This is a genomic window from Streptomyces resistomycificus, from assembly GCF_001514265.1.
Lineage (GTDB): Bacteria > Actinomycetota > Actinomycetes > Streptomycetales > Streptomycetaceae > Streptomyces > Streptomyces resistomycificus.
Map to the genome: position 1 here is coordinate 170,134 of NZ_KQ948993.1, position 12,013 is coordinate 182,146.

The following is a 12,013-nucleotide window of genomic DNA, read 5'->3' on the forward strand; positions in this document are numbered from 1 at the left end:
GTCCTCAGCCGCCCAGCAGCGCGGTGGCCCGGAAGGCCAGTTGGAACGGCTGCTGGAAGGCGATGCGGGCCATGTCGGCGGCGTCCCGGCCCCATACCGGCGGATCGGGCGGTGGTGGCTCGTCGGCGGGTGGGGTGGGCTGGGGCGGGACATGGCCCAGCAGGACGCTGGCGCCGACGGCCACGCGGACGCCCTCCCAGGTGAGGTCCGCCCAGGACTTCATCTGCGCGGGCTGGGTGCCCGAGTCGAACCCGAACTGGGTCCCGCGCATCGGTTCGCGGAACACGAAGAACCAGTCCTCGGCGCGGGCCCGCGCCGCGTCGAGCCCGGCGAACAGGTAGAGCACGGTGGACTCGTCCAGCGCCAGCGGGGTGGCCGTCACTCCGTCGAACGCCGGGGGCAGCTCGCCCCCCACTCCGCGTACGGCGAGCAGCGCGGTGCCGGGGAAGCGGCGCAACAGCTCCCCGCGTACGAGCAGGACCAGGTTGCCCGCGCCTCCGGTGCGCAGGTGGCTGCCCAGCGGGGCGTCGGGCGACCACAGGGCGATCTCCTCGACGTCGGCGTCGTCGCCGGGCCAGAACCGGGCGAACGGGGTGCCGCGCTGGTCGGTGGGGAACTCGCGCCACAGCAGCTCCCGGTTGAACTCGTGGTTGAGCCCGACCAGAGTCGCGGCGATGAACTCGGGGTTGGTCTCCAGCAGGGTCACCGAGTCCGGCGGCAGCGCGCTGATGCCGGGCAGCGCCCATTCCGGCCAACGCGCCAGCAGTTCCTCGGCGATCGGCACGGTGAACCTCGGGTGGGCCATGATCGGGCGCAGGGGACGGTCGTCCTCGTCGCGCCGCGCCCAGAAGTCGGCGGGGATGCGGTCGGTCATCCGCAGCACCTGCAGCCGCATGGGGTCGATCCGCCGTCGCAGGTCGACCGGCAGGCCCGGGTTGTCGGCGTCGCCCGAGAGGTTCATGCCCATGTCCATCAGGCCCTGCACAAGTACCGGTTCGGGCACCGGGGCGTCAGGTTCCGTGACGCGGCCCACGCGGCGGGCCAGCGCACCGCCGGTGCGGGTCAGCCGGACGAACGAGGTGTCGGCGGCTCCGGTCGGCACCTTGTCGGCCGAGGCCAGCAGGCCGGCCAGGGTGACCCCTGGCGCCTCCGCGTCCTGCTGGGGGGCGGCCACGTGCACGCGTCCGCTGACCGGCGCCATGACCGTGACCAGGTCGGCCACTCCCAGGGGGTCGAGGTGCTTGTGCTGGGCCCGTTCGGCCGCGACGGCGGCCAGTTCGCCGGCCGCCAGCATCCGGTTGGCCTGCCGGATCTCGCCGACCTGCTCCCAGGCCCGGGCCATCAGGAACTCCTGCTCCAGTTGCACGTAGCGGGTGCCGAGGGCGGCGGCCACCCGGCGGCGGACCTCCAGGTTGAGCGTGCTCATCCAGCTGTCCGGCTCGGCGGGCACGGTCTGCCGACCGGTGTGGTGGCTGCCGTAGAGCGGCGGGGCGACGGCGACGGTGTCCGGGGTGCCGACGGGCTCCGCCCCCTGCCCATCCCCCTCCTCCTGTCCGTCGGCCGGTTCTTCCACGATCTCCTCGCGGCGCCGGGCCGGAGCGTCCAGGCGCTCGCCGAGCAGGGCACGGAACCGGTCCTGAGCGGTGGGGTCGGTCCAGGTCTCGGGCGCCGCCGTGCCAGGCGCCCGCAGAGCTCCGTCCATGGCCACGGTCGCTGGTGCGAGGGGTTCCTCGGCGGGCCAGGGGCGGCCGACGTCGATGGTCCGGGTGCCGAGCCCGGCCGCGGCCGCGGGTGTGAAGCGCAGTCGACGGGCCAGTTCCTCGAAGGTGCCCGCCTTTCCGGTGCGGAAGGTCCACCAGTGGTACACGGGGAGGTCCACGGTGTCCCTGCCGGCGACCGGCCAGGCGTCCGCCGTGGCCGCTCCCACGGGCGTCGCTCGCAGGCCGGCGTCGCGTCCGGCCGCGGTGGCGGGCACCACGGCGGCGATCCATCCGCGGTCCGGCGCCAGCCGGCGCGGGCACAGCAGCCGTCCGACGACGTCGGCCGCGTGGTGGCGCACCTTCTGCTCGACGAGCCGCCGAGCGCTCTCACCGTCGGTGACGTCGGCGGGCAGGCGTGCCTCCACGTGGGCCCACGCCCACCGCTCGGCGAGGGGAGGCAGCGCGGCGACCGGGGCGGTCAGCACCGGCAGCGGGTGCGCGTCGCGCGGTGGGGCCGCTTCGTCCTCGGCCAGCACGACCAGCACGACCCAGGGCTGCGGGGTCGGTCCGCCCCCTGCGACCGCCGTGCCCGGGGACAGCAGCCAGGGCAGGTCGGCGTGCGCCAGCTCGACACCGGCCATCACGTTCTCCGCGGCGTCGGGCGTGCCGGGCGGCGGTTCCTCCCGCAGCACCATGGTGCGGTCGAAGCCGAACACGTCCCCGGGCCCCACGAGCGACAGCGTCGGTCCCTTCACCGGTGGCGGTTCCTCGCGCCCGCCGCCGATGTCACGGACGAACCGCACCGATGTCGCCAGCTCCTGACCGGTGACGGAGGCGGCGGCGCCGACCCGCGCCGAGGAGAAGAACCATCGCGTGCTCATACGTCGCTCCCGGCGGGGTCGAGGGGCCGTGGCGTGCGTCGCCTGGAGGGGGCGCTCATCGGGGCAGCTCCCAGCTCTCGACGAGCCGCAGCGCCTGCTGCGGCTCGTCGAGTTGTCCGCGTACCGCTTCCCAGGCGTCGGTCGTCGCGTTGACCAGGCTGACGTCGTCGAGCAGGGGCGTCAGATCGTCGGCCCTGGCGACGCTCAGCGTGGACGGGCGTACCCGGACGGCCGCCGCGGGAGTGCTCCACCGTTCCAACCGCTCGGCGGCGCTGACGGCGTGGACGGCTTCGAGGCGGAAGAGGCCCGGCCAGAAGGAGAACCGCCGCTCGGGCAGGGGCGGTTCGTAGCCGGTCTCGTACCCGTCGTCGACGTGGTGGCCGGCGCCGAGCCGGGTGCCGTCGTCGGCGCGGGTCCGCAGTCCGCCGGCGTGGCTGACGAACGCGGGCTCGGTGAGCTGCTGGTCCTCGGTGAGGTCGAAGAACTCGCCGGGCACGAAACGCTCGGCCAGCGGGGGGAGTCCGGCGGCGGGCTGCGGCGCGCCCAGGGTGACCTCCGCGATCGTCCAGGTCTGCACCGGCACCGGCCGCCGCTCGAACCGGGAGATCGGCACGCCCAGCGGAACCACGCGCTGGGTGACGCGCAACCCGGCGTCGGGGTGTACCAGGCTGCCGTTGTTCAGTTTGTCGTTCGCCGCGGGGGTGAACACCAGCGCGGTCCGTTCGGCGGCCGGCCGCTCCGCGGCCCAGGCCTTGGTCTGCGCCAGCTCGACGGTCAGCGCCTCGATCGGATTGCGTCCGGCCCGCTGTGCGACCGCCGGCGGTGAGCCCCAGCGGACGTCGAAGTCCAGCTCGACGTCCCAGAACAGCACCGAGATGCTGCCGGTGCCGAACGCGTGCCAGGGAGCCGGGCCCTCCAGGGTGAAGTCCAGGGCGATGCCGGCCAGTCGGCGGCCGAACGCGCGCACCGCCACCCCGGCCCGTACGTGTACGGCGAACGCGAACACCGGGTCGAAGGCGAACAGCGCGTCCAGTCCGAGCCAGCCCTGCACCCCGCAGCCGGCGATCGACGCGTCCAACTGGACCTGGCCCCCGAACATCACCGCGTTGGAGGTGACGGCGAAGTAGGCCTCCATGCGCAGTCCGAAGCCGTTGCCCGGGGCCAGGTCGACCTGGAGCCGGCTCAGCGCGGGCACCCTGGCGGGGCGGGTGTAGCGGGGGTGGAAGCCACCGGCGGACAGGACGAACTCCGGCTGCCGCCCGCCGCGTACGAGCAGGTACATCTCGCCGCGCACGGCCAGTCCCACGATCCACGAGCCGGACAGCGACACCAGCAGTTCGACCAGGGGGACGGCAGGCTCGATCCGGCCGAGCACACTCGCCTGGAGGCGGACGAGCGGCACCGCCGGGTCGGGCAGCCCGACCAGCAGCCGTCCCACCAGAACGGCCCGCGCCGGGGCGGGCAGTTCCAGGATCAGCGCGCCGGACAGCGACACCATCCGTCCGCCCCAGGTCATGCGGACCATCGGCCCGACCAGGAACCGGCCGGGGGCCACCGGGAACGCCGAACCGAGGGACGTGAAGATCTCCTGGGCGCGTTCCACCGCGCGGTCCGGGAACAGCACGTGGTCGGCGTTGCCGTCGCAGACCATCTGCTGCAGTGCGGTGATGTCGACACGCCGGTTGACGCCGACCAGTCCGCCGACCGCGTCCAGCGCGAACCCCAGCCCGAGTTGGATGCCGGGGGGCGGGAACTGGGCGGAGAGCAGCACCAGGAAGCTGGTGGGGGTGTTTTCGTCCGGTGGCCGGAACAGGGCGACGGCCTGCAGGCGCAGCACGCCGAGGTCGATCGAGATCAGCCCCGCGTAGCCCTGGTCCGGTGGGCGGGCGCGCCGGACCACACCGCCCCCGGACACCGGCGGCAGCTTGAGCTCGGTGCCGATGCCCTCCGGGAACAGGTCGCGCGGGCGCGGGTCGACGCCGGGGCGGGCCCCGTTCGAGAACGTCAGGGGCAGGGCGAAGCCGGCCCCGTCCAGGAAGACCCGCAGCGGCAGCCCCGGCAGCCCGGCGGTGGCCGACACGGACAGCGCCAGAAGCGGCTCGCCCCCGTCCGAGGTCAGCTCCAGGGCGGCCCCCCGGGTGGACACGTGCGGTGCGTTCAGCCGCAGCGGGAGGGGGACGCGAAGGGCGCCCCCGGCGAAGCGCAGACCGCCGGTCCGGTCCGCCCGTACGGTGACGTCGACCGGCTCGGCTCCGCCGGCCATGGGACTCGCCCCGCCGACGCCGACCAGCTTGGCCAGCGCGGCCGGCAGGACGGCGGCGGTGAGCCGACGGAGCTCGACCTCGACGGCGGCGGGTGTGCCGGGGGCCGCGGTCACGGTGAGGGCCATGCCGTCGACGCCGATGCCCGGCCCCTCGGACATTCCGGCGGTCATCCGGCCGGTGCGCTGGAGTTTGATCGTCGCGGTGCCGCCGGGCGGCGCGGGCGGCAGCCCGGGGCCGAAGGCGGCGTCCCAGCCCTCGGGGGCGGTGATGGTCGCCTCCACGCTCCACGACTGCGCGGCCGTCGGCGGCAGGGACAGGGCCGCCCCCGGGGTGACCACCACGTCGAACACCGGGCCGTCCGGGGTCACTCCGAGCACGGCGCGCCCGGGCGCGGGCCCGGACGGGTCAGTCAGCACCAGCGCCACTCCCAGGGGCGCGCCGGGCGCCCGCCGCCAGCCGTGCAGCCGCAGCGGCGCCGGTGAGTCGGCGGCCAGGTCGCCGAGCATCTCGCGTACGAGCTCCACCAGGGAGTTGCCCGCGGGCAGCCGGTCGTGCACGGCGAGCAGCCGTCCGGCGAGTACGGTGCCGGCTGCGGACGGATCCTCGCCGAGTTCGGGCAGTTGACCGACCAGGCCGGCCACGGCGTCCTTGGCCAGCGTGCGCAGTTGGCCGGCGAGGTGGTCCAGGAGTTGCTGCGGATCCATGGCTGTCACCCCTGGTTGGACTCGCCGTTGTCGATGACCAGCGCGCGGTCGAAGCAACCGACGCCCAGCCAGCGGCCGTTCGGGCTGAACGTCATCGTCAGCACCTCGTCGGTGGGCACCGCGTACAGCTCCCTGCCGTCGAGGTTGAACAGCCGGACGACGTTGTCGATGGAGGCGCTGGCCGCCAGCTTGCCGTTGGGGCTGAACGCCACGTGCGTGACGGCTCCCGGGTCGGGGCCGCCGGGGGCCAGCTTCGGGGCCCGGCATCTCTCGACCCCGGTGTCCGCGTCGAATACGCGGGCGAATCCGTCGGAGCCGCCGACCACGACCCACTGGCCCTTGGGGTCGAAGTCCAGGCAGCTCGGGGCGGTTGCCCGCCCGTCGACGTCGACGTCGTCGGCGGTCGACCACACCTGTTTGCCGTCCTGAGCGTCGAACAGCCGGGTGGTGTCGTCGGCGGCGCAGCACAGCACCCGCTTCCCGTCCCGGTCGAAGGCGACCGCGAAGACGGCGTTGTCCGGGGTCAGCCGCGTGGTTTCGGTGCCGGTGGCCAGTTCCAGCACCCGCGCTGACCCGGCGCGCCGGTGGTTTCCGCCGTGCCGTTCGTCGATGGCCAGCGCGAGCCGGGTGCCGTCGCGGCTCAGGTCCAGGTCGGCGATCAGCGGCGGGTCGACGGTGATCCGTCGGGTGATCTTCCCCGTTGCCTGTTCGAGTACGGCGACCAGAGTGTCGGTGGCCGCGACCAGCTGTCCGTCCGGCACGAACCGCACGGTGTTCACCGAGTTGCCCGGGGCGAGCCGCCCTTGCCAGAGTGCCGTGCCGCTCGCGCTGTCCCGCAGGAACACCTGCTCGAAGTCGGCGACGGCGAGCTTGCCGCCGTCCGGGCTGAAGGCGATGCCGGTCACCGACCCGTCGACGGTCACGTCCAGCGTGGTGCCGATCTCGACCGGGCGCACCCGCAGCACGGTGTCGCTGCCGGCGCTGGCGAAGCGGGTGCTGTCCGGGCTGAAGGCGATGGCCTGCACCGAGCCTTCGTGATCGACGGGGAGTGCCACGGTTCCCGGCTCACTCATGACCGGCTCCTCGGTCTCGTCCCGGTGACTTGGCTAGGGGACCGTGTGCGGCGGAAGCGCGACCTTGGTCGGCCCACCGCTGATCGGTCAGGTGCGGGAGTCGGCCGGAGGCCGACGGACGGGCCGGCCTCGGCCGGCTGATCGCGTCCCGCTCTCCTCGGAGATCAAGCGCTGGAGCGGCGGTCCCTTCACGGTCCACCGCCGTGTCTCACCTGCGGCTGCATGCGCTTGCTGCAACTCACCAGCCTAGCCGGAATATTGACGTTCGCCACATATGAGAGGAGTCGCGGCACAGGGGCGGCACCGCGGCGCGCGGCCTCCGCATGGCGTGGCCCGCCGAGTGGTGCCAGCATTGTTGTGGTGCTGTGCGCCCGTTCCGCGCTCTGGCGAGGAGGGATCGTCATGGCCAAGAGCCTGGTCGTCTGCTGCGACGGCACGTGGAACTTCGCCGACCAGCCGAGCAAGACCAACGTCGCCAAGGTCGCCCTGTCCGTGCTCCCGGTGTCCGCCGCCGGGCATGAGCAGCGTGTCTACTACAACAGCGGCGTAGGCACCCGGCGGAGGGAGCGGCTGCGCGGCGGCGCGTTCGGCTGGGGTCTGTCCCGGAACATCCTCGACGCCTACCGGTTCCTCGTCGAGACGTACGAGCCCGACGACGAGCTGTTCCTCTTCGGCTTCAGCCGGGGCGCGTTCACCGCCCGCAGTCTGGCCGGGCTGGTGCGCAACGGCGGCATCCTGCGCCGCGAGCACGCCGACCGGATACCGCAGGCCTGGGCCCTCTACCGTGACCGGATCGAGCAACCGAACGGCGCGGCCGCCACGTTGTTCCGCCGCTCCTACGCACGCGAGACGGAGATCCGTTTCATCGGGGTGTGGGACACGGTCGGCTCCCTCGGCATCCCCGTCCCCGCCACCGCGGGGCTCCAGTCGGCGGCCGGCCGCTTCAACCGCCGCTGGGCGTTCCACGACACCGAACTCAGCAGCTGGGTCAGGGCGGCCTTCCACGCACTGGCCATCGACGAGCAACGCTCGGCGTTCCGGCCGACCCTGTGGCATCAGCAGCCCGGCGCCGCCGAACAGGGCCAGGAGTTGAAGCAGGTCTGGTTCGCCGGGGTGCACTGCGATGTCGGTGGCAGCTACAAGGAGACGGGGCTGTCCGACATCCCCCTGCTGTGGATGGTCGACCAGGCCCGCAGGATCGGGTTGCGGTTCGACGACGACGCACTCGGCAAGGCCGGCCCCAAGGTGATGTCGCCCGAGGAGAGCACCGCCTTCCGGGTACGGCCGGACGCCGCGGGCGCCCTGCACTCCTCACGGACGGGAATGTACCGGCTGGCCAAGCCGCTGCACCGGCCGCTGGCAGAAGCGGCCGACAGCAGGGGCGTGCCCGACGGAAACGAGTTCCTGGCGGTGCCCGCCAAGGAGCGCTACGACCGGGACGCGGGCTACCGGCCGCCGCAGCTGGAGCGGTATCTGACCGCTCAGGACCGGATCCGGCTGGAGCCCGTGCTGCTGCCGGACCTCGCCACCGGCCTGCCGCCCCTGCCGCCCGCGTCGTCGGGCCGGGGGGCGACCGCCGACGCGCCGGGCGGTCTCGACCGCGCCCCATGACACCGCGGGTCCGCTCGGACCGAAGCCGCGTGACCCGCACTCGTCGTCCACGACCTGCGGGACGCCGACTGCGCGTTGGCGGCCAGGAGGCGAGTTCGCCGCAGTCGCGAACGCCCTGGTGCATGGTGCTGCCTTCCCGCCTCCGTCCTGCCTCAGGGACGCTCGGGAAGCATCCGGGCGAACCGGGGCGAGGGCTCGACGCCGAGTTCCTCGCGCAGCAAGCGGCGGAACGCCTCGTAGTGGCGCACCGCCTCCGCCACGTTGTCCTCCGCGAGATGTGCCGACACCACGGCCCGGTGCGCGCTCTCCCGCAGTGGTTCCGCGCGTACGCTCGCCCACGCCGCCTCCATCGCCAGGGCCGGTCTCCCCTGCCGTACCAAGGCCTCCGCCAGTGCGTCGAGAGCGTGCAGCCGCAGCTGCCGCAGGTGCTCACGCTCCAGCAGGACCCAGTCCTCGTCCCAGCCCGGCAGCAGGTCCTCTCCGGTCAGCAGGTCCAGTGGAGGCAGAGCCTGGTGTGGGGAGTCTTCGCCCCGCACCACACCGAGCGCCGTCCGTGTCAGGGCGTGGACGTCCACGCGCAGGGCGGGGGCGACCAGCAGGGTGTCCCCGCAGCAGCCGATCAGGGGTGGGTCGTCTCGTGGCAGCTTCCACAGGGTGGTGCGCAGGCTGCCCCTGGCGCGGTCCTCGGTGACCTCGGGCCACAGGGTGCCGGCGAGGACCGTGCGGGACACCCGCCCCCGCAGTCCCATGAACGCCAGGAGCCGCTGGCCGTTGCGGCACAGTTCGACGGTCTCGGTGCCCAGTTCCAGCCGGAACTGGCCGAGCAGCCGCAGCAGAGGGGGAGCAGACACCACCTTGACCGCCTCACGGTCGGTGTTCCGCGCTTACGCCTGGGCAGGCCGTCCGGCGCCTCGTCGACGGCGCGGCGCGTGGACCGCGCTCGTGAGGTACGGCGCCGGAAGCCGCCGCGTCCTCCCGACGGGACGTTCCCGTCACCATTCTCAGCCTCCTCGTTCACACGCGGCAACTCGGGACCCCCGCAAGCCCCGATGACGACGGAATGACGCCGCGCTGACGCCGTTTCCGTACCTTCGAAGACGACGAACGGATCGGCACCGGTCGGCACCGGCAGCCGGAACAGCCCCACACCACGTCGGCCGAGCATCCGCCCGGCCAGGCGTATGGAGAGACCGGGAGCGAGCGGTCATGGTCGCCCTGTCCAACGTCCAGCCCGGCAAGCGCAACGAGGACGTACGCACCGTACAGAAGGCCCTCATCAAGCGGGGCCGCAAGATCCCCGACGGAGCCACCGGACTCTTCGGGCCACAGACCCGCGCCGCCTACCGCGCCGAACAACTCGCCCAGGGCTTCGAAGGAGCCGACGCCGACGGCAAACCGGGCTGCGCCTCCCTCACCACCCTCGGCCGCCACACCGGCTTCAAGGTCGACTGCAAGAGCACGTCGGCCGACGGCCGGGGAGGCATCCCCCTGGCGCAGGTCACCTTCCGCGATCCCGGCGACGAGGCGGGCGAGGCGGCGATGCGGCGCTACGCGCGCAAGGCGTGCGAACTGACCCGCATGGACCCGCAGTTCGGTGTTCCGGCGCTCACCACGATCGCCAAGCGCGAATCGATCTACAACCACCCGAAGTTCCGCGTGAACAGGACGGACGTCAACGCGCACGGCCGGATCGCTCCGGACGGCCACCCGTTGAACTGCTCCCGGGGCGCCACCCAGTGCATTCCGTCCACGTTCGCCACCCATCACCAGGCGGGCACCGCCACCACGCCCTACGACGTGGTCGCCTGCATGTGCGCGACGGTCAACTACGTACGCCGGCGCTACGACGTGAACCAGTCCGGCTCGAACTTCGCCGCCCGCGTCCAACAGGCCGACCCGCGCCGGCCTCCTCACTGGTACTAGGAGTCCCTCATGGTCGCTCTGTCCAACGTCCAGCCCGGCAAGCGCAACGAGGACGTACGCACCGTACAGAAGGCCCTCATCAAGCGGGGCCGCAAGATCCCCGACGGCGCCACCGGTCTCTTCGGGCCACAGACCCGCGCCGCCTACCGCGCCGAGCAAATCGCCCAGGGCTTCAAAGGAGCCGACGCCGACGGCATACCGGGCTGCACCTCCCTCACCACCCTCGGCCGCCTCGGCGGCTTCAAGGTCGACTGCAAGGGCGCACGCCCCGCGGCACGACGCCCCGCCAAGGGCCGCGTCGCCTCACCGGTGCCCGGCCACAAGGTCACCTTCCAGTTCTTCGAGCGCGGCAACTACGCCTGGAAGCCCGACGGCGTCGGCCGGCACACCGGGCAGGACTTCGCCGCGGATGCCGGTGTCCCCGTCGTCGCCGTACGCAACGGCACCATCGCCTGGTCGAACAACAAGGGCGGAGCGTACGGCCAGTGGGTCGGGCTGGCGGCGGAGAACGGTCACGTCTACACGTACTGCCATCTCTCGCAGCGACGGGTGAAGACCGGTCAGCGTGTCAGCGTCGGCCAGGAGCTCGGCAAGGTCGGCAGCTCGGGCAACTCCACCGGTCCGCACCTGCACTTCGAGATGTCCAAGGGCCGCAGCTGGTCCTACGGCGACGTGGCCAAGCCCAGCTGGTGAGCGCGCGGCACGAACGCGCGGGAACGCGCGGTACGCACGCCGTGAGGCCGCCCGAAGTCCCGGGCGGCCTCACGGAGTTCGTGCTCAGGAGTCCTCGAAGAGGAGATCCTCGGGAGGATGCGTCATCCTCACGGTCGCGCCGTTCGTGGTCTCCACGACCCGGTGCAGGCCCACGCACCGCTCGCCCGTGGACAGAACGGAGAAGCGGTCACCGCCGCCGGCCAGGTAGGCCGGGAAGCACGGCAGCGGCATCCCGAGCCGGAGGTAGTCCACCAGCCGCCGGAACAGCTTGGGGAGCAGCACCACATCGTCCGTCACCGAGGCCAGGCCGGTGATCTTCGCGCCGGTCGTGGTGACGTCGCTCGGCCACAGACCTCGTCCCGCTTCCCTGGCCTCCTTGGTCACGGTGGTCATCTCGACCCGCAGGCTGGTGAACAGGCTGCGGTAGAAGGTCGGGTACACGAGTCCGGACGTCAGCAGATGGTGATTCACCGTCGTCCTCAGCACTGCCTCGTCGACGTTGATCTCCATGCCGCTGGCCCCCGGAGGTGTGCCGCGCCCTGCCAGGGCGATGCAGCGGCCGTGGACATCGGCACCGCGGGTGAGGACGAACCCGGGAACCGTGGCCGGCGTGGTGGCGGTCACCGTCTCGCCTGATCCGTGCTCGACGTCGGTGAAGCCCAGCCAGCTCAGCAGTTCGTCGCGTGCGGCGTGGGCGAACTGCAGTGGCTGGTGGACACGGTTGGGACCGTAGTGCGTCTCGAGTGCGTCCACCGCGTCCAGCCGCAGGCTCGCGCGGCCCGCGTTGTGCTCGACGGCGCGGCCCAGCCCGCCGCCGACCAGGCTCCACTCCGTGGGATCGTCGGCCGTGAACCGCACCGTATCCCCGTCCGGCTGGGAGCCCTTGACGTCGTAGAAGCCCTTGATGAGCAACATGGGCATGACGACACCTCCGCGGATGCGACAGCGAATGTCTGCAGATTGCTGTGGCCGTATCCCCACCTGTACGGCTTCGGCCCCCTGCTTCAAATGGTGCGCTTCCACGAGCGGTTTCGCACCTCAGGCATCCGCGTCGGCCGTCCTCACCAGCGAGGCGTCTGTATGCCCTGTCCGGCACGTGACAACACGTCACAGCCCCTATGTCGAGGGACGCCACACCGGCGA

At 72.6% G+C, this 12,013-nt stretch carries 8 protein-coding genes; 3 read left to right on the top strand and 5 right to left on the bottom strand.

The genetic code is table 11. From position 1 onward, the window contains the following. Nucleotides 1-4: 4 nt before the first annotated feature. Genes AQJ84_RS22045 through AQJ84_RS22055 form a run of 3 tightly spaced genes read right to left on the bottom strand, consistent with a single transcriptional unit; the run spans nt 5 to nt 6,622 of the window. Nucleotides 5-2,581, bottom strand: coding sequence for a hypothetical protein (locus AQJ84_RS22045; RefSeq protein WP_053190439.1), 2,577 nt, complete (start codon nt 2,579-2,581; stop codon nt 5-7). 55 nt (nt 2,582-2,636) lie between these two features. Then, complete coding sequence (locus AQJ84_RS22050) at nt 2,637-5,549, bottom strand: DUF6603 domain-containing protein (RefSeq protein ID WP_053190438.1); 2,913 nt, start codon at nt 5,547-5,549, stop codon at nt 2,637-2,639. A 5-nt stretch (nt 5,550-5,554) separates the two neighbouring features. Beyond that, on the bottom strand, nt 5,555-6,622 hold the full coding sequence (locus tag AQJ84_RS22055; protein WP_030044002.1) for a WD40 repeat domain-containing protein: 1,068 nt from the start codon (nt 6,620-6,622) through the stop codon (nt 5,555-5,557). Nucleotides 6,623-7,024: 402 nt separating this feature from the next. Between AQJ84_RS22055 and AQJ84_RS22060 the strand changes: the two genes are divergently transcribed. Further along, a complete protein-coding gene (locus AQJ84_RS22060; protein WP_053190437.1) occupies nt 7,025-8,233 on the top strand; it encodes a DUF2235 domain-containing protein in 1,209 nt (402 codons plus the stop codon). Between the two features lie 152 nt (nt 8,234-8,385). Here AQJ84_RS22060 and AQJ84_RS22065 read toward each other — a convergent pair whose 3' ends face one another. Further along, nucleotides 8,386-9,084: an AfsR/SARP family transcriptional regulator gene (locus AQJ84_RS22065; RefSeq protein WP_225877408.1), complete on the bottom strand. Its 699-nt coding sequence runs from the start codon at nt 9,082-9,084 to the stop codon at nt 8,386-8,388. A 355-nt stretch (nt 9,085-9,439) separates the two neighbouring features. Between AQJ84_RS22065 and AQJ84_RS44255 the strand changes: the two genes are divergently transcribed. Together AQJ84_RS44255 and AQJ84_RS44990 are read left to right on the top strand one after the other, a co-directional pair. Continuing rightward, the gene (locus AQJ84_RS44255) at nt 9,440-10,156 is read left to right on the top strand and encodes a peptidoglycan-binding protein (protein WP_225889117.1); all 717 of its coding nucleotides are present in this window, start codon (nt 9,440-9,442) and stop codon (nt 10,154-10,156) included. Nucleotides 10,157-10,165: 9 nt separating this feature from the next. Beyond that, the gene (locus AQJ84_RS44990; protein WP_053190436.1) at nt 10,166-10,849 is read left to right on the top strand and encodes a peptidoglycan DD-metalloendopeptidase family protein; all 684 of its coding nucleotides are present in this window, start codon (nt 10,166-10,168) and stop codon (nt 10,847-10,849) included. A gap of 84 nt (nt 10,850-10,933) precedes the next feature. On the opposite strand, the gene AQJ84_RS22080 is transcribed toward AQJ84_RS44990, so the two are convergent. Continuing rightward, nucleotides 10,934-11,791 (bottom strand): hypothetical protein, encoded by an 858-nt coding sequence (locus AQJ84_RS22080; RefSeq protein WP_030044007.1) that lies wholly within the window; start codon nt 11,789-11,791, stop codon nt 10,934-10,936. Nucleotides 11,792-12,013: the final 222 nt, after the last annotated feature.